Here is a 21146-nt window from a genome sequence, read left to right as displayed (position 1 = left end):
TCGACCATGCGCAGGAAGTTCTCGTGGCTCTCGCGCGGCGTGGCGCCTTCCGGGGCGACGTCGCGGTCATGGAAGCAGTAGTAGGGCGCGCCGAGCTTGGCAAAGAACTCGAAGGCCGCGTCGGCCTTGAGCTTGGCCAGCTCCATCGGGCTGCCGCCCTGGAACCAGGGGCGCTCGAAGGTGGCGCCGCCGAACGGGTCTAGGCCCGTCCAGACGAAGTTGTGCCAGTAGCACACGGCAAAGCGCAGGTGATCCTCCATGCGCTGGCCCAGGACGATGCGGTCCTTGTCGTAGTGCTTGAAGGCCAGGTCATTGGGGCTGTCGGCGCCCTCGAAACGGATCGGGGCGATGGCGTGGAAATAGCTCGTCATAACTCGGGGGTCAGGCACCGCGCAGGCGGCGGTAGAGGTCACGGAAACGCGCCAGGCGGGGGCCAAGCGGGCATGGCGTTGGGGATCGGGAGAGAAGAGGGCAGTCACGGTGATTGGGTGCAGCTGAGATCGATACCGAGATACATCAGTGACCTTCTAAGAGACCGTGACGGCACTGCCGCCGTTTGCCGACGGCAGGGCGGGGTGCGTCAGGCGGTAGCGAACCAGTGCAGCCGCGCCAATGGCAACGGCATTCAGGCCAAACCGGGAGGTGCGGACCGTCGGACTGGCGGAACTGCCGAAAGTGGTGTGAGCGTCCAGTACATCCAGCGCCGGTTGCAGGAATGGCGCGCCCAGTTCGGTGACGGAGCCGCCAAGGACGATGCAGCCCGGGTCATAGGCGGTCGCCAGATTCAGCAGCAGCATGCCCAGATGGTGGCCAGCGGAGGTGACCGCTTTCAGTGTTTCGCGATCCTTTGCGGCAAGGTGTTCGCGCACCTCGCCGAGCGAGCGTCGAACGGCGGTGCCGGCGCTGCCGCGCTGGACGGCCCGTGTCGCGATCATGGCTTCAGCGCAACCGCGCCGCCCGCAGGAACACAGAGGCCCATTGAACTGCAGGACCATATGACCTACCTCCTCTGCGTATCCCCGGCTTCCAGTCAGCAGACGACCTCCCACGATGACACCAGCGGCGATGCCCTGGTTGATGGAGACATACAAGAGCGGGTCCGAGTCAGGGGTGGGGTTGAACTCCAGTTCTCCCAGCGCGGCCATGTCGGCTTCGTTCTGCACAAACAGCGGGGCATCGGCGAGCGAGGTGCCGCGAAGCTTCTCACTCAATAGTGCGGCGATGGGCACGTCACGCCAGCCCAGATGGGGGGCGAAGTTCACGATGCCTTGCGCCTCGTCGAGGCTACCCGGCAACCCGATGCCGATGCCGAGGACTTGCTGGCCAGGGCGGACCTGCCTGTGCAAGTCCTGTAGCGCGCTTGCGAGACTGGCCACGCAGGCCTCGGCGGTCGGACTGGCCCCGTAGCGAGCGGTCACGCAACCTTGAATCTCGCCCGCCAGCGAAGTGGCGACAGTGCGCACGGACTCAATGCCAACCTCTGCGCCAATGAGGAGCAGAGGTGTGAGATCGGTCTTCAGCAGCTGTTGGCTCCCCGTCGCTTCGGCCAGCACGTGTTTGTCTCCTCCGTTTGCTTGGTCGGACCGGGCTTTATTTTCTATCAAATGCGGTCAGACCAAATATTAATTTGAGCGACGCACAAAGTAAAGCAAAAAAGCAATCGTTGGTTGCTTCATGCTGACCGAGCGCCAGTGCGGCCTTCACGGTCGGTCGTGGGCGCCGACGACAGTGTCGCGGCACGTGGCACGGCCAGCCGCAGGGTGGGCCATCAGGCCATCACGGCGCAGGTCAGCGAGGGGGCGTTGCGCGAATGGGGGCTGGACGTGGGTGGCCAGCGCCCGGCGCTGAAGAAGTCGTCAATCCAACGCCGGGGTGGCTCAACCCAAATCGAGCACCAGGCGACTGCTGCGCGCCCGTGAGCAGCAAGGCGTGAACTGGTCGTTTGCGGCCTGCTCCTCGGGCGTGAGGTACAGGTCGCGATGCTCGGGTTCCCCGCCAATCACCCGCGTCAGGCAGGTGCCGCAGACGCCTTGCTCGCAGGAGGTCAGCAGGGGTGCGCCCGCGGCGATGAGGGCCTGGGCGGCGGTCTGATGGGCGCCAACAAGGATCACGCGGCCGCTGCGCGCAAGTTCGATTTCGAATGGGCCGTCCTGACCGGTCGAGGCCGCCGGCGCGCCCGCGAAGAACTCATGGTGGACCCGACCCTCTGGCCAGCCGTGGCGTTTCGCGGCGTCGGCTACCGCATCGATCAGCCGCTTGGGGCCACAGACGTAAACGTGGGTGTCGGCATCGCGAGTAGCCAGCAGTGCTTGCACGTCGAGGCGGTCGCCAGCCACGTGAAAACGCGCAGCGCCAGCCCAGGCGCTCGCCTCGATCTCCGCTCGAAAGGCCATGCGCTCGGCGCTGCTCGCCGCGTAGTGGAGTTCGAAGTCCGCGCCATCAGCCGCGAGCTGGCGAGCCATCGCCAGGATGGGCGTGATGCCGATGCCGCCGGCGATCAGCAGGCTGCGGCGGGCTTGCGCGGCAAGCGGGAAGTGGTTCTTCGGTGCGCTGATCTGCAGCGTCTGCCCCGGGCTCAACACCTCGTGCACCGCTCGCGAACCGCCGCGCGATTGAGCGTCGAGCAGCACGCCCAGCACATAGCGGTCGGCCTCCGCGGGGTCGTTGCTGATCGAGTACTGACGAACGATGCCGCCGGGCAGGTGGACGTCGAGGTGGGCGCCGGCCGTGAAGGCGGGCAGGGCGCCACCATCGGCAGCCACGAGGGTGAGGGCGCAGACGTTCTGCGAGACCGCGGTCTTGGCCTCGATGCGGACCGTGATCAGTTCGCTCATGCCTGCGCTGCCATCACGCGATCGATGACCTTGCGCGACTGCACACCGCCGCCGTCGATGTTGAGCATCAGCAGCTGGCGCTGCGGCCAGGCGAGCAGGTTCTGCTGCTGGCGCTCCAGCATCTCCTGGTCTTCGGCAAAGATCTTGCCCTGGCCTTCGCGGATCTGGGCCGTCAGCGCCTCGTCCTGCGGCTTGAACTTGCGCGCCATGCCCCAGAAGTAGTGGATGGAGGTGTCGGTCTCCGGGGTGATGAAGTCCACCACCCAGCTCGCCGCCTTGACGGCGTCGGGTGCCTCATAGCCGCCCTGGCCGGCCAGCGCTACGCCTACCTCGATCATGATGTGGCTGGGCGGCGTGAAGTGGCAGATCTGCCAGCGGTCCACGGGCTGGTCGTCGGGCAGGCCGTTCATGCGCAGCGCCATCTTCCAGAACGGCGGCGCCTCGATGCCCTGCATGTGGCGCTCGGTGATGACGTGGTCGCCGTCGACGCGGGTCGTGCAGGGGATTTCATCGATCTCCTTCTGGCCGATGCTGTTGGCGTGCACATAGGTCTCGTGCGTCAGGTCCATCAGGTTGTCGACCATCAGCTTGTAGCCGCAGGCTATTGTGTACAGCCCGCCGCCATAGCCGAAGGCCGGGTTGCCCAGCCATTCGAAGGCGGGCAGCTTGGCCACGTCGGCCTGGGCGGCGTCGCCTGGCCAGACCCAGATGAAGCCATCGGCCTCATGGACCGGGAAGCTGCGGATCGCGGGGAAGCCACGCACGCGCTGGCAGGGCATGGCGACGGTCTTGCCGTCGCCGCCCATGGCCAGGCCGTGGTAGCCGCAGACGAGGGTGTCGCCGTGCACGCTGCCCAGCGACAGCGGCGCGCCGCGGTGGGGGCAGAAGTCCTCCACCGCGCTGACGTTACCGGCGCTGTTGCGGAAGAAGACCATCGCGTGGTTGCAGACCTTGCGGCCCAGCGGCTTGTCGGCGCCGACCTCATCGCTGCGGGCGGCCACGTACCAGGTGTTGGTGATGAACATGAGTTCTCCTTCAGCGCGGGGCCATGCGCAAAGCGCCGTCCAGGCGGATGACCTCGCCATTCAGGTGGCCGTTGGCGACGATGTGGGCGGCCAGCGCGGCGAACTCCTCGGGCAGGCCCAGGCGCTTGGGGAAGGGGATGGACGCGGCCAGCGATGCCTGAACCTCCTCGGGCAGCTCCTTCATCAGCGGCGTGGCGAACAGGCCCGGCGCGATGGTGCAGGCGCGCACGCCGAACTGCGCCAGGTCGCGTGCCAGCGGCAGCGTCATGCCGACGATGCCGCCCTTGGACGCCGAGTAGGCCTCCTGGCCGACCTGGCCGTCGAAGGCCGCGACCGAGGCGGTGTTGACGATGACACCGCGCTCGCCATCGGCCAACGGTGCGAGGGCCACGATGCGGCTCACGGCCAGGCGCGTCATGTTGTAGGTGCCGATGAGGTTGATGCGCACGACGCGCTCGAAGTCCTCCAGCGGCGCGGGCGAGCCGTCGCGTTGCACGATGCGCTTGGCGCTGCCGATGCCGGCAATGTTCATCAGGATGCGGGCCGGGCCGAAGGCGGCGGCTGCTGCGTCCAACGCGGCGGTGACGGAGGCGGCGTCGGTGATGTCGCAGCGCAGCGCCAGCGCGCGGTCGGCGCCGATGTCGGCGGCCACGCGCTGGGCGCCGGCTTCGTTGATGTCGAGCAGGGCGACGCGGGCGCCTTGGTCCGCGAGGGCGCGTGCCACGGCTTCGCCGAGGCCGGAGCCGGCGCCGGTGACGAGGGCGGTTTGTCCAGAGATGTTCATGGTGTTCAGCGGTGCGGGGTGATGACGTCGGGGTGGCCCACGGGGGCCTCGTGCAGCAGCTCGACCAGGGCCGCGCGGCGGCTCAGCACGGCGCGCTGGTTGATCGAGCCTTTGTCGGTGATCTCGCCGCCATCGATGGACGGCGGCTCGGCCAGCAGCAGCAGCCGGGCCGGGCGGGTGGCGCTGCCGGTGCCTTGAGCCCAGAGCTGGTTGGCCAGCGACTCGAAGAAGGCACGCACGGTCGAGTGGTTCAGCACGTCGGCGGTGGGGGCGCTGTCGGGCAGCTCGGCCAGGCGGCGGGCCTCGTTCACGCGCGGCACGATCAGCAGGCCGATCTCATCGCGCCCGAGGCCCGTGACGACGGCGTCATGCACGCAGGGGAAGCCCAGTGCGATGACGCGGGCGCGCAGCGGGCCGACGCTGACGAAGGTGCCGGTGGAGAGCTTGAAGTCCTCGGCGATGCGGCCGTCGAACATCAGGCCCTGCGTGGGGTCGGTGGGGTCGCAGGGCCGGGCGGCGTCGCCGGTGCAGTAGTAGCCCTCATCGTCGAAGGCTTCCTGCGTCAGCTCGGGCTCGCGCCAATAGCCGGGCATGACATTGGGGCCGCGAAAGCGCACCTCGGCCTTGTCGCCCGTGGGGACGAGCTTCACGTCAACACCGGGCACGGGCCAGCCGATGAAGCCGGCGCGGGCCTCCTCAGGGATGGCGAAGGTGCATGTGGGTGCGGTCTCGGTCATGCCCAGGCCCGCCGCGATGCGGATGCGCTCGCCGATGGCGGCTTCGGCCAGCTGGTTGAAGGCGTCCAGCGTCTTCGGCGACAGTCCCGCGCCACCGCACTCGACCAACTGCAGCCGGCTGAAGAAGTGGTCGCGCAGCGCCGTGTCGGCCTGCAGCGCCGAGATGAGTTCGTCAAAGCCCTTGGGCACGTTGAAGAAGATCGTCGGCGCCACCTCGCGCAGGTTGCGCAGCGTGGCCTCGAAGCGGCCCGGCACGGGCCGGCCCTCGTCGATGTAGAGGCTGCCGCCGTTGTAGAGCACCAGCCCCAGGTTGTGGTTGCCGCCGAAGGTGTGGTTCCACGGCAGCCAGTCCAGCACCACGGGCGGCTGCTCGGCCAGGAAGGGCATGGCCTGCAGCGTCATCTGCTGGTTGGCGCACCACATGCGCTGGGTCATGACCACGCCCTTGGGCGCCTTGGTCGAGCCCGAGGTGAACATCAGCTTGGCGATGGTGTCGGGGCCGATCTGCGCGTGGGCGGCGTCGAGCGTGGGGCCGGGTGGCGTGTCGAGCAGGTCGGCAAAGCGCTCGGTGGCCCGGCCTTCGAGCCGGCCCTCGCCGAGGATGACGCGGGTGTCCGCCGTGACCGTGGCCTCGATTGCGCGGGCATAGCCCGCGTCCGCCGCGTAGACCGCGCCCGGCGTGGCCTTGGCGAGGATGTGGCGCAGGCGGCCGTGGTCGGTCGAGACCAGCGAATAGGCCGGCGAGATGCTGACGCTGGGGATGCCGGCCCACATGGCGCCCAGCATCAGGCTGAGGTGCTCCAGGTCGTTGTCGGACAGGATGACCAGGGGTTTTTCGACGCCCAGGCCACGGTCCAGCAAGGCCTGGCCGAGGGAGCGTGCCCGCTCGACCATCTCGGCGTAGCTGATGCAGCGCCAGCCGCCGTTCGCCTCGCGTTGGGCCGCCAGCAGCCGGTCCGGCGCCACCTGTGCCCAGTGCAACAGACGCTCGCCCATATGTCCCGGGTAGGCCGCCAGCGGCTCGGTTGAGCGCAGCACGAAGCCGCCGTCGGCGCGGTGCTCGACGCTGGCGTTGTCCAGGCAGCCACCGATGGCGACCGGGCGGTAGCGCGGCTTCATGACTTGACGACCTTGGGCGTGCGCTTCTGCAGGAAGTCCTGCAGGCGCTGCTTGGCCACGTCGTCGCCCTGGGCGATGGCCGCCATCAGCGACTCCATGAAGAGGCCGTCGGCCTGCGACAGGTCGGCAATGCGCGGCAGGGCCTGGGTCACGGCGAAGTTGGACAGCGGCGCGTTCTGCGCGATGCGGCCGGCCAGTTCGATGGCCTTGGCCACGGCCTCGCCGGCCGGCACGACGTACTGCACCAGGCCGCGCCGTTCGCCCTCGTTCGCGTCCAGCACACGGCCGGTCAGCATCATGTCGGTCATGCAGGCGACGCCGGCCAGGCGCGGGATGCGGGCCGAGCCGCCGCCGCCGACGAAGATGCCGCGCTGGCCTTCGGGCAGCCCGAAGTAGGCGGTCTCGTCGGCCACGCGGATGTGCGCGGCGGCCGCCAGCTCCAGCCCGCCGCCCACCACGGCGCCATGCACCGCAGCGACGACCGGCGCGCGGCAGAACTGGATGGCATCCATGACGACATGCCAGCCGCGCGAATGCAGCACGCCCTCGGCGACGCTGCGCTCGGCGAGGTCCGACAGGTCCAGGCCGGCGCAGAAGTGGCTGCCCTCGCCGCTGATGACCAGGGCCTTGGTCGACACCGGCAGATTGAGCAGGGCGGTGTGCAGCTGGCGCATCAGCTCTTCGTTGATGGCGTTGCGCTTGGCCGGGCGGTTCAGGCACAGGTGCGTGACGGCGCCGGCATGCTCGATGCGCAGCAGGTCCAGCTGGGCCAGCAGGCCGCTGGCGGGGAGGAAGTCGGTGGCGGCGTTCATGCGTGGGTCTGCTTGGAGAGAGCGGCGGCCAGGCCGCCCCAGTGTTCGCTAAAAAGGCCGGCGTCCATGGTCTTCACATTGCGCATCAGCGGGCGGAATTCCATGTGGGCCAGCACGTCGCGTTCGAGGTCGATGCCGGGTGCGATCTCGGTCAGCTCCAGGCCTTCCGGGCGCAGCGCGAACACGGCGCGCTCGGTGACGAACAGCACCTCCTGGCCACGCCGTGCGGCATCGCGGCCGTTGAAGGTGATCTGCTCGACCTGCTCGACGAACTTGCGCGAGCGGCCTTCCTGGCGGATGTGCAACTGGCCGTCGGCCACGGCGAGGTCCACGCCGCCAGCGGTGAAGCTGCCGCAGAACACGAGGCGAGGCGTGGAGGCCGTGATGTTGATGAAGCCGCCGCAGCCGACGGGCCGGCCGTTGAACTTGCTGACGTTGACGTTGCCGTGGCGGTCGGTCTGGGCCAGGCCCAGGAAGCTGCAGTCCAGGCCGCCGCCGTCGTAGAAATCGAACTGCGAGGACTGTTCGATGATGGATTCGGGGTTGTAGGCCATGCCGAAGTCGCCGCCCTGGGCCGGCACGCCGCCGTTGACGCCGCACTCCACGCTGAGGTTGAGCAGGTCGGACACGCCCTCCTCGGCGGCCACCGAAGGGACGCCGGCCGGGATGCCGATGCCCAGGTTGGTGACGGCACCCGGCTGCAATTCCATGGCGGCACGGCGGGCGATGACCTTGCGCTCGTCCAGCGGCATGGCCGGCATGCTGCCCAGCGGCACGCGCACATCGCCGCTGAACGCCGGGTTGAAGGCCGTCGTGATGGTCTGTAGATGGTTCTCGGGCTTGGCGACAACGACGTAGTCCACCACCAGGCCCGGCACCTTGACGCTCTTGGGATGCAGGCTGCCAGCCGCCACGACCGCCTCGACCTGGGCGATGACGATGCCGCCGCAGGCGCGCGCGGCCTGGGCGATGGACAGCTGCTCCAGCAGCACACCTTCCTTGTCCAGGCTGAGGTTGCCGCGCTCGTCGGCATAGGTGGCACGGATGAAGGCGACGTCGATGCGCGGCGAGGGGTGGAAGAGCCATTCCTCGCCCTCGAACTCGACCAGGCGCACCAGGTCCTCGCGGGAGGCGGCATTGAGCTTGCCGCCTTCCAGCCGCGGGTCGACGAAGGTGCCCAGGCCGACCTTGGTCAGCAGGCCCGGCGAGCGGCTGGCGATGTGGCGCGTGAGGCTGGACAGCGACCCCTGCGGGAAGTTGTAGGCCTCGACCTCGCCGGCATGCACCATGGCCATCATGGCCTTGCCGGTCTGCCCGAAGTGCCCGGCGACGACGCGCTTGACCATGCCCGCATGCGCCAGGTGGGCCATGCCGCCGCTGCCGGCGTTGCCGATGGCGCCGCAGGCCCAGGTGGTGAGCTGGCGCGGGTGGCCGGTGGCCAGGAAGTGGCGCTCCAGCCCCTGCAGCGCTTCTTCGGCCAGGCCCATCATGGCCAGGCCGCCGAGGAAGAGGGTGGCGCCGTCTTTGACGAGGGGGCCGACCTGGTCGGCAGTGATGATCTTCATGCTTGTGTGTTCTCGATGAGCAAGGCCATGCCCTGGCCGCCGCCGACGCAGGCGGAGACGATGGCGTAGCGGCCGCCGCGGCGCTGCAGCTCGCGGGCCGCGGTGAGGGTGAGGCGCACGCCGGTGGCGGCGAGCGGGTGGCCGAGGGCGATGGAGCCGCCGTTGACGTTGAGCCGGTCCAGGTCCAGGCCGAGCTCCTTCACGCAGGCCAGGGTCTGGGCGCCCTGGGCCTCGTTGATCTCGAAGAGGTCGATGTCCGACAGCTTCAGCTCGCAGCGCTTCAACAGCGCGCGGATGGCCGGCGCGGGGCCAATGCCCATGATCTCCGGCGGCACGCCCGCTGCTGCAGCGCCGCGCAGCCGGGCGATAGGCTTCAGCCCGCGATCGCGCACCTGCGCGCCCGAGGCCACGACGACGGCCGCCGCGCCGTCGACCAGGGCAGCTGAGTTGCCGGCTGTCTGCACGCCGCCTTCGTAAACCGTGCGCAGGGCCGCCAGCGCTTCGGGCGACGAGGGGCGGGGATGGGTGTCGCGGTCCGCTGCGGCCACCTTGCGTGGCAGCTTGATGCCGCGCGCTTCGTAGCCATCCAGCTCGAAGCGCTCGCTGGTCACCGGCGCGATCTCATCGGTGAAGAAGCCGTCGGCCTGGGCGCGCAGCGCGCGCTCGAAAGAGGCGGCGGCGTAGGCGTCGACTTCGGTGCGGGTGATGCCGTACTTCTTGGCCAGGTTCTCGGCCGTCTGGATCATCGAGACCTTGGCGGCGGGGTCGTCGAGGGCCTCCCAGAGGAAGTCCTTGAACTCGACCGGTGCGCCGAGCTTGAAGCCGCCGCGATGCGTGTAGGCGCAGATGGGGTTGCGCGACATCGACTCCGCGCCCACCACCAGCGCGAGGCTGGCGTAGCCGAGAGTGATCTGGTCGGCCGCCTGGCGAATGATCTCGAAGCCGCTGCCGCAGATGCGTTGCACGAGGATGGCCGGCACCTCGATGGGCACGCCGGCATAAAGGCCGACGTGGCGCGGCAGCATGTAGGCGTCGAACGAGGCCTGCGCCATGGAGGCGGTGACGACCGAGTCGACCGCGCTGCCCGGCACGCCCGTACGCTCCAGCGCGGCGCGTGCCGCCTTGATGCCGAGATCGATGGGCGAGACCTCGGCGAGCGCACCGCAGTAGTCGACCCAGGGGGTGCGCGCGCCTCCAAGCAGCCAGTGGTCTTCGAATCGGGCGGAGAAGTCGGGCATGCATCCAGCTGGCAGGAGCCAGCCCCAAGGCTGTTGATGATTAATAGTATTAACTAAATAATCGACTCTGCCTCTAGGGTTTGCACGAATTCCTGAGCGTCACGATTCAACGAGATCTGCACGGATATTGCGTCTGTATGCTACTTTCGGTTCGAGGTGAGCGCTTCATGGTGCCGGCGTTATGGTGAGGAAATTGTTTTTAAAAACAACTGTTTGGCGACTGACGCGTGCTTCAAGCACCCGCTGACGACCGACGCCGCCCAATCGTCTTGAACCCCCACATCGCCATCAAGCCGCACGCCAGCAGCGCCCAGCTCGATGTCTCGGGCACCGCCGAGATGCTGTCGGCAACGATGATCCAGTTGTCGAACGAGGCCTGATTGATCGCGGTGCTGCCGAATTCCTGGATCAGGAACAGCTCGAACTGCGCCGGCTTGGCGAAAGCGCTGTCCGACTGCGTGTGCAGCGTGACGAAGCCGCTGCCGGTATCCACTTCGTCGAAGACCGTCGTGCCGACACGGCGGATTCGCAAGATCGCGTCGGTCGCATTGAGGGACGTGATGCCCGACGTCTGGCTGTGGCCTGCAACGATATTGGCGTTGATGCCGCTTTGCCGGACGAAAAAGACATCTGCGGTGCCGGTCACTTCCGGGCTGCTGCCGAAGATGGCATTGAGCCCGGCCTCCGCGGACCCCAGGCCGACCCGGTTCGCGGTGACGGTGACCGAGAAGTCGCCCTCCACGAAGAACCGGGTGCTCAGCGCGATCACCCCGTTCGGCGTTTCCGCCGCCTGGGTCATGAATGCCTTGCCACCCGAAAGCGAAAGGCTGAACCCCGGCGCCGTCGCGAAAGTGGACAACTGGGAGTTCGGCAACCCCGAGTCGAAGTTCTCGCTGAAGCTCATGCTGCTGGCATGGCCGGGAAAAAGAACGGCGGCCAGCGAGCAGGCGATGGCGGCTGCCTTGCGAGGGCAGATGGCAAGGAGGGTGAAAAGGGGCTTCATGAGTGGCTCCAGGCGGTGACAAGCACCATGCTAGGTAGCAGCCGTCTCTGAAGCGTCTCAGCGCGACTTAGTCAGGAACCGCCACCGCCCGCTGCAGCCGGTAGGCCAGTTGCGCCCGCGTGATGCCCAACCGCCGCGCGGCGGCGGCGAGGTTGCCGTGCTCGGCCTCGGTGGCTTCCTGCAACAGCTGGCGCTCGATGGCGTCCAGCTCGACATGGCCGGCGCCGCCGGGTTGCAGCGCTTCGCCCAGCAGGTCCAGCAGGCGCGGCGGCGGCGCGGCCGCCTTTTGCAGCGTGCCATGGGCGCCGATGGTCAGCAGGGCCTCATCGCTGAGCTGTTCGCGGCGGAACATGTGGGCCACGTCGATGGCTTGGTCGTCCTCGGCCGAGATGACGCCGCGCTCCACCAGGTTCTGCAGCTCGCGGATGTTGCCCGGGAAGGCGTAGTGCAGCATGGCCCGCACGGCGCGTGGCGTGAAGCCGGTCGGGTGGCGACCGTGGCGTTGCGCTTCGCGACGCAGGAAATGCGTCATCAGCAGCGGGATGTCGTCGCGCCGCTCGCGCAGCGGCGGCAGGTGGATGGGGTAGACGTTCAGGCGGTAGAAAAGATCCTCGCGGAAGCGCCCGGCGCGCACCTCGGCCTGCAGGTCCACGTTGGTTGCGGCGACGACGCGCACGTCCAGTTGCAACGTGCGCGTGCCACCCACCCGTTCGACCTCGCCCTCCTGCAGCGCGCGCAAAAGCTTCCCCTGGCTGACCAGGCTGAGCGTGGCGATCTCGTCGAGGAACAGCGTGCCGCCGTCCGCCCGCTCGAAGCGCCCCGGGCGTGACTGGCTGGCGCCGGTGAACGCGCCGCGCTCGACGCCGAAGAGCTCGCTCTCGATCAGCGTCTCGGGAATGGCGGCGCAGTTCACGGCCACGAAGGGCTGGGCGGCGCGCGCGCTGATGCGGTGCAGCCGGTGCGCGAAGGCCTCCTTGCCGACACCCGACTCGCCGGTGAACAGCACCGTGGCGCGCGTGCCGGCCACGCGGGCCAGTTGATGGCAGGCGGACGTGAAGGCCGACGACGCGCCGACGATGTCGTGGCGCTCGGCGCTGGGCCGTTCATCCGAGCCCGCGGGAGTGGCGGCCGCCGGCGCCTCGGCGGGCGCGGACTCGGCGGCGTTCAGGCGATGGAATTCCTTGGCTTCGAGATAGCGCAGGTCTTCGCTGATGTCACCCCAGGCCGCAGCGTGGCGGCCGATCACGCGGCAGGCGCTGGCGCCCATCGAACGGCACTCGATCTCGCGAAAGATCACGAGCTGGCCGAACAGGCTGGTCACGTAGCCGGTGGCATAGCCCACCTGCGACCAGCAGGCGGCCTCGGTGCCGACACCGTAGGCGCTGATGTGCTCATCGTCTTCGCTGGAGTGCTCCCACAGGAACTCGCCCTCGTAGGTGCCGCGGTGGATGTCGAAGTCGAAGGCGAGCGGCGTCACCTTGACCACGCCTTCGAGTGCATGCAGCCGCGTGCCGGCCATGAAGACGTTGGCCGCGTCGGCATTGGGCCAGCGCTCGCGCACGAGCTGGGCGTCGCGGGCGCCGGACACATAGCCGGCCCGCGTCAGCAGGCCGCGCGCTCGCTCCATGCCGAGGGTGTCGATCAGCTCGCGGCGCAGGTGACCGACGGAGGAGCTGTGCAGCAACAGCATGCGCTGGTCGTTCAGCCAGATGCGGCCATCGCCGGGCGAGAAGAACAGCGACTCGGTCAGGTCGCCCATCGTCGGCGCCTGGTCCTCGACGAAGTGCTTGCTGTCGCCCCGCTTCAGCATGGTGCCGGTCTGGCGGGCCACTTCGGCCAGGGAGATGCGAGGTAGCTTGGTCATGAGGTGATGAATTGAGCAGGTCGGCGGCTTGTCACTCCCTCGAATTGTTTTCATTTGATAAATATCAATGTCAGGGGATAACCCGCGTTTGGTGCATCTTTTCTGGGGCCAGGGAAAGTCCCGAGGGAGGTGGATGTTTTCACTCTGAAAACGATCTGTCGTGGCGCAGTGGTGCACCTCGGTGGCGCGGCGCGCTGGCACGGCGTGGCACACGCGTTGCACTGCAAGTGGGCAAGCGAGCACCGAGTTCGCGCTTTTCGCAACCCACCTCAGCAGCCCCGCCATGACCCCTCAGCCCCTACTCGACCCCACCCTGTGGCGCGAACACCTGTACAGCAGCGGCTGGCGCGCCGCGTCCCAGGCCGCCGACCTGATCGAGCCCGCGACAGGCGCCGTGCTGGTGCGCACCGGCCGTGCCGTGGCTGCCGACGTGGCGCCCGCCACCGCTGCCGCCACCGCCGCGCAAGCCGCATGGGCCGCGCTGCCGCCGCGTGAGCGCGCCGCGGTGTTCCTGCGCGCCGCCCAGCTGTTCCAGCAGCACTTCGACGAGCTGGCGCTGTTCGTCACCCGCGAGAGCGGCGCCATCCTGCCCAAGGGCCAGCACGAGCTGCGCGAGGCCATCGCCTTCTGCCAGATCGCGGCCTCAATGCCGTTGCAGTCGCAGGGCCAGGTCTTGCCCAGCACGCCGGGCCGCATGTCCATCGCCCGGCGCGTGCCGCTGGGTGTCGTGGGCGTCATCTCGCCGTTCAACTTCCCGCTCATCCTGACGCTGCGCGTCGTCGCCCCGGCGCTGGCCGCAGGCAACGCCGTCATCATCAAGCCCGATCCGCGCACGCCGGTCAGCGGCGGTTTCATGATCGCCCAGGTCTTCGAGGCCGCCGGCCTGCCCGCCGGCCTGCTGCACGTGCTGCCCGGCGGCGCCGACGTCGGCGAGGCGCTGGTCACCGACCCGGCCGTTGCGATGATCTCCTTCACCGGCTCGGCCGGCGTCGGTCGCCGCATCGGCGAGCTGGCGGGCCGGCACCTGAAGAAGGTCTCGCTCGAACTCGGCGGCAGCAATGCCCTCGTCGTGCTCGACGACGCCGACCTCGACCTCGCCGCCAGCAACATCGCCTGGGGCGCCTGGCTGCACCAAGGCCAGATCTGCATGGCCAGCAACCGCGTGCTGGTGCACGAATCCATCGCGCCGGCCATCACCGAGCGCCTCGTCGCCAAGGCCCAGCACCTGCCGGTGGGCGACGGCGCCACCGGGCAGGTGGCCCTCGGGCCCCTGATCGACGAGCGCCAGCGCGACCGCGTGCATGCCGCCGTGCAGGCCAGCGTCCAGGCCGGCGCCCAGCTGCTGGCGGGCGGCAGCTACGACCGCCTCTTCTACAAGCCCACCGTGCTGGCCGGCGTGAAGCCCGGCATGCCGGCCTTCGACGACGAGACCTTCGGTCCGGTCGTCAATCTCGTCACCTTCAAGACCGACGAGGAGGCCGTGGCGCTGGCCAACACCGGCCATGGCGGCCTGGCGGCGGGCGTGATCTCCAAGTCCGTGGGTCGCGCCCTGGCGGTGGGCAACCAGCTGCGCGCCGGTATGGTCCACATCAACGACCAGACGGTCAACGACGACGCGGTCAACCCCTTCGGCGGCCCCGGCATCGCCGGCAACGGCAACTCCCACGGCGGCCCCGGCGATTGGGAGCAGTTCAGCACCTGGCAGTGGCTCACGGTGAAGGACACGCCACCGCAGTTCCCGTTTTAGCCCCTCGCCCAGCCTCGCATCGCTGAACGCGAGCGAGTCTGGTCGGTCCCCCGAGGGGACGGCGATGCGTGCGGCATTGAGCCGCGCGCACATCGCCAGACGGGCCGGCTTGGGGCGGCCCGGCGCTCGGCCCAGAAGACAAAGCAACGAACCATCAGGAGACAAGCATGAACTTCCAAGGCAAGACCATCGTCATCACCGGCGTCAGCTCCGGCATCGGCGCCGAGACCGCGCGCTTCCTGCGCCTGAAGGGCGCCCGCGTCATCGGCGTGGACCGCAACGAGCCGCTGCTGACGCTGGACGGCTTCATCAAGGCCGACCTGTCCGAGCAGGCCGCCGTCGATGCCGCCTTCAAGCAGCTGCCCGAGCGCTTCGACGCGCTGTGCAACATCGCCGGCGTGCCCGGCACGGCACCGGTGGACCTGGTCGCTCGCGTCAACTACCTGGGCCTGCGCCACCTCTGCACGCGCGCCGTCGAGCGGCTCCCCCAGGGGGGCGCCATCGTCAACATCGCCTCCATCCTGGGCGCCGAATGGCCGGCGCGGCTGGACCTGCACAAGGCCCTGGCCGAGACGCCCAATTTCGAGGCCGGCCTGGCGTTCCTCGCCAAGAAGCCGGTGGCGCAGGAGACCTGCTACCAGTACTTCAAGGAAGCACTGATCGTCTGGACCCTGACCCAGTCGCAGAAATGGTTCCTGGGCAACGGCGTGCGCATGAACTGCGTCGCACCCGGCCCGGTGCTGACGCCCATCCTCGGCGACTTCGTGCAGATGCTCGGCGAGGAGCGCGTGCAGAAGGACTCCCACCGCATCAAGCGCCCCGCGCTGGCCGATGAGGTCGCGCCGGTGGTGGCCTTCCTGTGCGCCGACGAGTCGCGCTGGGTCAGCGGTATCAACCTGCCCGTCGATGGCGGCCTGGCCTCCACCTACTACTGACCCTCCCGCGCACCGAGGAGACACACATGCAACACCCTCCGCACGACACCGGCTACGAGCGCAAGACGCTCGTGCTGATGGGGCTGGGCTTCGGCCTGGTCGGGCTGGACCGCTGGATCATCGCGCCGCTGTTCCCGCACATCATGAAAGACCTGGGGCTGGACTACCAGCAACTGGGCAATCTGATCGGCGTCCTCAGCCTCACCTGGGGGGCCTGGGCCATCCTGATGGGGCGGCTGTCGGACAGCATCGGTCGCAAGCGGATCCTGGTGACGACGATGGTGGCGTTCTCGCTGCTGTCGGGCCTGTCGGGCCTGGCCAGCGGTTTCGCCAGCCTGATGTTGATCCGTGCCGTCATGGGCGTGGCCGAAGGCGCGTTCACGCCGGCCAGCATCGCCGCCACGGGCGAGGCCTCGCTGCCCGCGCGGCGCGGGCTGAACCAGGGGCTGCAGCTGAGCATGTTCTCGCTGCTCGGCCTGGGCTTCGCACCCATCATCGCCACGCAGCTGCTGCAGGTGCTGCCGTCATGGCACTGGGTGTTCATGGTGTCGGCGCTGCCGGGGTTGGTCGTTGCGGTGTTGATCGCGCGCACCTTGCGCGGCGATGCGCCGCCGGCACGCGCACCCGGGGCCGCCGCCGCCCCGGCGCCGCGTTGGAGCACGCTGCTGCGCTCGCGCAATGTCTTGCTGGCCACGCTGGCCGTGCTGTGCGCCATGGCCGGCATCTTCGTCATCAGCGCGATGGTGCCGATCTACCTGGAGCATGTGCTCAAGCTCAGCACGCAGGAGATGGGCTACGTGGTGTCGGCCATCGGCTTTGGCGGCTTTGTCGGTTCGTTCGGCCTGTCGGCCCTGTCGGATCGCATCGGCCGCAAGCCCGTTGCGATCAGTGCCTTCATCGGCTCGGCGGTGCTGCTGTATGCCTTCGGGCAGACCGGCGCCAACCCGCAGATGCTGTTCACCCTGCTGTTCGGCCTGTCGGTGTGCGCCTTGGGCTTGCTCGGCCTGATCTCGGGGCCCATCGCCACCGAGGCGGCCCCGGCTGGGCTCATCGCTTCGTCGGTCGGCTTCGTGTCAGGCGCGGGCGAGATCTTCGGCGGCGGGCTGGCACCCGTCCTGGCGGGCTATGTGGCCCAGCACCACGGCCTGCCCGCCACGCTGCACGTTGCCCTCGCGGGCTTCATCTGCGGGGCCATCGCGTCGCTGTTCCTGCTGGAAACCGCGCCGTGTCGCCAGCAGCGCAGCGGCCTGCCCGCGGAGGGCGGGCTGACCTCGACCTCACTCTGATTTCCCGCACGGGCCGGTGAGCCCGAGATTTCTACAAAACCGGAGACAACATGACAAGACATACCCGCCATGCGCTGGCGGTAGCGGCAGCGCTCGCCCTGCCCACCGCTTCCCACGCCTTTGACATCGAGTTGCCCAGCAGCGACTACAAGCTGCGCCTGGACTTGACGCCCAAGTACAGCACCGCCGTGCGGCTGAAGAACCCGTCCGACGCGCTGACGCGGCTGGACGTGGCCAAGGACCCCGGCACCGTCAATGAGGACGACGGCGACCACAACTTCAAGCGCGGCCAGATCTCCAACCGTTTCGACCTGCTGGCCGAGATCGACCTCGCCGGCCCCGGCTGGGGTGCCCGAGTGAGCGGCAACGCCTGGCGCGACTCGGTCTATCTGCGCCAGAACAGCTATGCCGGCACCGCGCTGTATGCCGGCGGCCATGCCCTCGGCCCGGTGATCCCGACGTCCAACACCTTTGGCGGCCAGGCCAGCAACGACTTCCTGCCCGACACCCGCCGCCAGCATGGCCAAAGCGGTGAGTTCCTCGACGCCTTCGTCTACGTGAAGGGCGAGGTCGGCGGCATGAAGAGCACCGTGCGCATCGGCCGCCACACGCTGCAGTGGGGCGAGAGCCTGTTCTTCGGCCAGAACGGCATTGCCAACGCGCAGGGGCCGGTCGACGTCGCCAAGATCGTCTCCGTGCCCGGCTGGCAGTTCAAGGAAGTGCTGCTGCCGGTCGAGCAGGTGTCGGGCTCGCTGCAGATCGCCGAAGGCATCTCGCTGGGCGCTTACTACCAGCTCAAGTGGCGGCCGAGCAAGATCCCGGGCGTCGGCAGCTTCTTCTCCAACCAGGACTACGTCGGCACGGGCACCGTCAACTTCGGCCTGACGCCGCAGGGCGCGCCCATCCTGCTGAGCTACGACAAGAGCAAGGACCTGCGGCCACGCAACTCGGGGCAGGGCGGCGTTCAGCTCCGCCTCAGCCCGACCGGCGGCGACTACGAGTTCGGCCTCTACGCGGCGCAGTACCACGACAAGACGCCGGCCGTGCCGGTGTTCGACTTCGTCAACGGCAACGTGCACCTCGCCTACGGTGACGACATCAAGACGGTCGGCGCCAGTGTCACGTCGTCGGTGGGCCAGCTGAATTGGGCCGTTGAAGGCTCGGTGCGCTGGAACGCGCCGCTGAACAGCGACCCCGCCGTGCTGGGCCTGGGCCCCGTGCTGGCCTGCGGCGGCAGCGCCAACCCCTGCTTCGCCGTCGGCCGCACGGCCCACCTGCAGGCTTCGGGCATTTACGTGCTGCAACCCGGCGCGCTGTGGCAGGGCGGTGCCCTGGTGGCCGAGCTGGCCTACAACCACCGGCTCAGCATCACCAAGGACATCTTTGCGACGCCGACCGGCGCCAGCATGGGCATTGGCGGCCTGGACCCGAACACCACCAAGGGCGCCTTCGCCTTCCGCATGCTGTTCGAGCCCCAGTACTTCCAGGTGCTGGCCGGGCTGGACCTGTCCGTGCCCATTGGGCTGGGCTACAACTTTGGCGGCCGCTCATCGTCCATCGCCAACTTCGCCGGCGGCGCCTCCAGCGCGGGCGACTACAGCATCGGCCTGAAGGGCAAGTACCAGAACGACTGGAACTTCGCGCTGACCTACAGCGACTTCTTCGGCACCGCCAAGACCTTCACCGAGACCCTCGTTGCCGGCAGCGGCTCGCCGCGCCAGCTCACCTTCGGCCAGTCGCTGCGCGACCGCGCCAACGTCAGCTTCACCGTCTCGCGCACCTTCTGAAGCCCCACGGAGCACTTCACATGAACCGCATTCATTTCAAGGCCACGTTGCTGGCCATCGCCCTGCTGCTGGCCGGCCCGGCCCTCGCCGCCGTGTCGGCCGATGAAGCCGCCAAGCTCAAGACCACGCTGACCCCGCTGGGCGCCGAGCGCGCCGCCAACAAGGACGGCACGATCCCCGCGTGGGACGGCGGCCTGACCAAGGCGCCCGCCGGCTTCAAGCCCGGCGACGCCCGGCCCGACCCCTTCGCCGCCGAGAAGCCGCTGTACAGCATCAGCGCCAAGAACATGGCGCAGTACGACGCCAAGCTGAGCGATGGCGTCAAGGCGCTGATGAAGAAGTACCCCGACTTCCGCATCGACGTCTACCCGACCCACCGCACGGCCGCCGCGCCGCAATGGGTCTACGACAACACCTTCAAGAACGCCACGCGCGCCAAGCTCGTCGATAACGGCCAGGGCACCGAAGGCGCCTATGGCGGCACGCCGTTCCCCATCCCCAAGGACGGCTACGAGGTGTTCCAGAACCACCGCCTGGCCTGGGTCGGCACCTATGCGCAGGCGCCGGTGCGGGTCTGGGTGGTGACGGCCGACGGCAAGCGCGCGATGGCGTCCGGCGGCACGCAGAGCTTTCGCCGGCAGTTCTACGACCCCGAGGGCAGCCTGGAGAAATTCGACGGCTATGCGGGCCTGGGCAAGTTCGTCGTCAGCGAGCCCGGCTCCAAGGCCGGCGAGGCCATCCTGGCGCACGACAACCTCAATGCCGGCAACCCGCGCGGCCTGTGGCAATACCTGGTGGGCCAGCGCCGCGTGCGCAAGGCGCCGTCGGTGGCCTACGACACGCCCGACTCGGTGACCTCGGGCATCGGCCTCTTCGACGAAGCCTTCATGCTGTTTGGCCCCATCGACAAGCACAACCTCAAGCTGGTCGGCAAGCGCGAGCTCTTCATCCCCTACAACAACAACCGGGCGGCAGCGGCCAAGGTGGCGGACCTCGTCACCCCCAACACGCTGAACCCCAGTGTCGTGCGCTGGGAGCTGCACCGTGTCTGGGAGGTCGAGGCCACGCTGGCCGAGGGCAAGCGCCACGTCGTGCCCAAGCGCAAGTACTACATCGACGAGGACAGCTGGCAGATCATCCTGTTCGACGGCTGGGACGCCAAGGGCGAGCTCTGGCGCACCAACTACACGCTGACGCTGCTGGCGCCGGACATCCCGGCCGTCATCGGCAGCATGTTCTGGGGCGGCTATGACCTGCAGACCGGCGCCTACTACCTGAACATGGCCAGCAACGAACTGGCCAGCCAGTACAAGATCGTCGCACCGCTGCCGCGCAGCTTCTTCAGCCCTGAAGAGCTCGCCAACGAGGGAGCACGCTGATGAAAAGGCTGGCGCTTCTCGCGCTGGCCTGCGCCGTCTCGGCCCAGGCTGCTGCGCCCGCGCCGGCCGCGTTGGCCGAGCCTGCGCTGATCAGCCCCAAGGCGCTCGGCGCGGCGACGCTGGCTGTGGCCCGCGCCGGTGAGCGGCTCGTCGCAGCGGGTGAACGCGGCACGGTGCTGTGGTCGGACGACGGCGGCAAGGCCTGGCAGCAGGCTGCGGTGCCGGTGCGTTCCGGCCTCACGGCGCTGCGTTTTGTCGATGCGCAGAACGGCTGGGCCGCCGGCCATCTGGGCGTCATCCTCAAGACCGGCGACGGCGGCAAGACCTGGCTCAAGCAGCTGGACGGCCTGCAGGCCGCTGCAAGCCTGCTCGCCGCCGCCACCGACGATGCCGGCCGCCGCGCCGCGCAACGCATGGTGGAGGAGGGCGCCGACAAGCCCTGGTTCGACCTGGACGCCATCGACGCGCGCCAGGTCATCGCCGTCGGCGCCTACGGCCTGGCCATGGTCACGCGTGACGGCGGCGCCAGCTGGCAGCCGCTGCCCACCCGCGCCGCCAACCCGCGCGGCCTGCACCTCTACGGCGTGCGCGTCGTCGATGGGCAATGGTTCATCGCCGGCGAGCAAGGCCTGCTGCTGCGCTCCAGCGACGCCGGCGCCACGTTCACGGCCCTGGCCTCGCCCTACAAGGGCAGCTTCTTCGGCCTGCTGGCCTCGCACTCCGGCGCGTTGTTGGCGTACGGCTTGCGTGGCAGCGTCTACCGTTCTGGTGACGCCGGCGCGAACTGGGACAAGGTCGATCTCGGCACGCCGCTCAGCCTGCAGGCCGGTGTCGAGCGGCGCGGCGAACTGACGCTGCTGGCCCAGACCGGCGAGCTGTTCGTCAGCGCCGACGACGGCCGCAGCTTCAAGCGCCAGCCCCCGCCCGCTGGCCCCTTGCCCGCCGCCGGCCTGGCCGCCGCACCCGATGGCGCATGGGTCATCGCCAGCCTGCGCGGCACCCGCCGTGCCTCTCCAACTCCCTGAACCGAC

16 protein-coding genes and 1 pseudogene are annotated in these 21146 nt (G+C 68.8%); 6 read left to right on the top strand and 11 right to left on the bottom strand.

All coding sequences use genetic code 11. The features are described from left to right. The 11 genes and pseudogenes from ACXJLH_RS23780 to ACXJLH_RS23730 form a co-directional block, all read right to left on the bottom strand. Window positions 1-371 (bottom strand): annotated as a pseudogene (locus ACXJLH_RS23780) (xylose isomerase); the annotation flags it as partial. Window positions 372-527: 156 nt separating this feature from the next. Beyond that, the gene (locus ACXJLH_RS23775) at window positions 528-1553 is read right to left on the bottom strand and encodes an ROK family protein (protein WP_457446691.1); all 1026 of its coding nucleotides are present in this window, start codon (window positions 1551-1553) and stop codon (window positions 528-530) included. A gap of 324 nt (window positions 1554-1877) precedes the next feature. Then, window positions 1878-2834, bottom strand: coding sequence for a PDR/VanB family oxidoreductase (locus tag ACXJLH_RS23770; protein ID WP_457446689.1), 957 nt, complete (start codon window positions 2832-2834; stop codon window positions 1878-1880). Continuing rightward, on the bottom strand, window positions 2831-3859 hold the full coding sequence (locus tag ACXJLH_RS23765) for an aromatic ring-hydroxylating dioxygenase subunit alpha (protein ID WP_457446687.1): 1029 nt from the start codon (window positions 3857-3859) through the stop codon (window positions 2831-2833). Before ACXJLH_RS23765 ends, ACXJLH_RS23770 begins: the two co-directional genes overlap by 4 nt. Before the next feature lie 10 nt (window positions 3860-3869). Further along, on the bottom strand, window positions 3870-4643 hold the full coding sequence (locus ACXJLH_RS23760; RefSeq protein WP_457446685.1) for an SDR family NAD(P)-dependent oxidoreductase: 774 nt from the start codon (window positions 4641-4643) through the stop codon (window positions 3870-3872). Between the two features lie 5 nt (window positions 4644-4648). Continuing rightward, window positions 4649-6499, bottom strand: coding sequence for a feruloyl-CoA synthase (locus ACXJLH_RS23755; protein WP_457446683.1), 1851 nt, complete (start codon window positions 6497-6499; stop codon window positions 4649-4651). Continuing rightward, window positions 6496-7311, bottom strand: a complete 816-nt coding sequence (locus tag ACXJLH_RS23750; protein ID WP_457446681.1) for a crotonase/enoyl-CoA hydratase family protein — start codon at window positions 7309-7311, stop codon at window positions 6496-6498. The genes ACXJLH_RS23755 and ACXJLH_RS23750 overlap by 4 nt, the downstream gene beginning before the upstream one ends. After that, complete coding sequence (locus tag ACXJLH_RS23745; RefSeq protein ID WP_457446680.1) at window positions 7308-8876, bottom strand: acyl CoA:acetate/3-ketoacid CoA transferase; 1569 nt, start codon at window positions 8874-8876, stop codon at window positions 7308-7310. The genes ACXJLH_RS23750 and ACXJLH_RS23745 overlap by 4 nt, the downstream gene beginning before the upstream one ends. Next, window positions 8873-10114 (bottom strand): thiolase family protein, encoded by a 1242-nt coding sequence (locus ACXJLH_RS23740; protein WP_457446678.1) that lies wholly within the window; start codon window positions 10112-10114, stop codon window positions 8873-8875. The genes ACXJLH_RS23745 and ACXJLH_RS23740 overlap by 4 nt, the downstream gene beginning before the upstream one ends. Window positions 10115-10346: 232 nt before the next feature. After that, window positions 10347-11117, bottom strand: coding sequence for a hypothetical protein (locus ACXJLH_RS23735; protein WP_457446676.1), 771 nt, complete (start codon window positions 11115-11117; stop codon window positions 10347-10349). A 67-nt stretch (window positions 11118-11184) separates the two neighbouring features. After that, complete coding sequence (locus ACXJLH_RS23730; protein ID WP_457446675.1) at window positions 11185-12981, bottom strand: sigma 54-interacting transcriptional regulator; 1797 nt, start codon at window positions 12979-12981, stop codon at window positions 11185-11187. A gap of 283 nt (window positions 12982-13264) precedes the next feature. Between ACXJLH_RS23730 and ACXJLH_RS23725 the strand changes: the two genes are divergently transcribed. The 6 genes from ACXJLH_RS23725 to ACXJLH_RS23700 all read left to right on the top strand — a co-directional run bounded on the left by ACXJLH_RS23725 (window position 13265) and on the right by ACXJLH_RS23700 (window position 21140). Beyond that, window positions 13265-14728 carry a benzaldehyde dehydrogenase gene (locus ACXJLH_RS23725; RefSeq protein WP_457446673.1) on the top strand — a complete coding sequence of 488 codons (1464 nt, stop codon included), beginning with the start codon at window positions 13265-13267 and terminating at the stop codon, window positions 14726-14728. 167 nt (window positions 14729-14895) lie between these two features. Then, a complete protein-coding gene (locus ACXJLH_RS23720; protein ID WP_457446671.1) occupies window positions 14896-15663 on the top strand; it encodes a coniferyl-alcohol dehydrogenase in 768 nt (255 codons plus the stop codon). Window positions 15664-15689: 26 nt separating this feature from the next. Then, window positions 15690-16949, top strand: a complete 1260-nt coding sequence (locus ACXJLH_RS23715; protein WP_457446669.1) for an MFS transporter — start codon at window positions 15690-15692, stop codon at window positions 16947-16949. A gap of 50 nt (window positions 16950-16999) precedes the next feature. Then, entirely contained in the window at window positions 17000-18736 is a 1737-nt protein-coding gene (locus tag ACXJLH_RS23710; protein WP_457446668.1) for a DUF1302 domain-containing protein, read from the top strand. 20 nt (window positions 18737-18756) lie between these two features. Continuing rightward, window positions 18757-20115: a DUF1329 domain-containing protein gene (locus ACXJLH_RS23705; protein WP_457446666.1), complete on the top strand. Its 1359-nt coding sequence runs from the start codon at window positions 18757-18759 to the stop codon at window positions 20113-20115. Then, complete coding sequence (locus ACXJLH_RS23700; protein WP_457446664.1) at window positions 20115-21140, top strand: WD40/YVTN/BNR-like repeat-containing protein; 1026 nt, start codon at window positions 20115-20117, stop codon at window positions 21138-21140. Before ACXJLH_RS23705 ends, ACXJLH_RS23700 begins: the two co-directional genes overlap by 1 nt. Window positions 21141-21146: the final 6 nt, after the last annotated feature.

This window comes from Roseateles sp. P5_E4, assembly GCF_054049255.1.
Note: the sequence above shows the minus strand (reverse complement) of the source record. Positions and strands in the feature narration are given on the sequence as shown.